The organism is Pseudoalteromonas holothuriae, from assembly GCF_945859825.1.
In the GTDB taxonomy this organism is placed as follows: domain Bacteria; phylum Pseudomonadota; class Gammaproteobacteria; order Enterobacterales; family Alteromonadaceae; genus Pseudoalteromonas; species Pseudoalteromonas holothuriae.
Window position 1 is genome coordinate 1 of sequence record NZ_CAMAPC010000087.1, and the last position, 487, is coordinate 487.

At 43.5% G+C, this 487-nt stretch carries 1 protein-coding gene; it reads right to left on the reverse strand.

Annotation, left to right across the window (positions count from 1 at the left end; genetic code table 11):
- A partial coding sequence (locus OCI93_RS21005; RefSeq protein ID WP_261627268.1) for a hypothetical protein occupies positions 1–487 on the reverse strand: 487 nt, incomplete at both ends.

Here is a 487-nt window from a genome sequence, read left to right on the forward strand (position 1 = left end):
GCTCAAGTATCCTGCGCCCTGCCTTGTCGTATTCAAAATACGAGTAAGCCCCAGTGGTTTCATCTTTGATGGTTTTTAACCAGCCGTTATCGTAATATGTGTAACGTACCTTTTGACCGTGATCATTGCGCTTTTCTATTACTCGGCCAATATCTGCGCGCGAACTTTGTATGCCAGAGTCATTTAAGCTGGCCACCGTTTGTTCAGTGTCATTCCAGCTTTTACCATACACATAGGTAAAGTTTTTACCGCCTAAGTCATTACCTGTTTGCACCTGACCAAATTCGTTGTAACTGCGTGTATTTTGGTTTTTTTGCCCGCCTGTATACAAGGTGCTATAGCGCTCTGTAGTTTGATTGCCGTACAGGTTATAGTCGTACTCCATGACGCGATTCATTTCATCTTTGCTATGGATCACATTACCCAACGCATCAAATTGATAGCGTTTAATCCCGCCTAGCGCATTCGTAACATTTGTGCGATTACC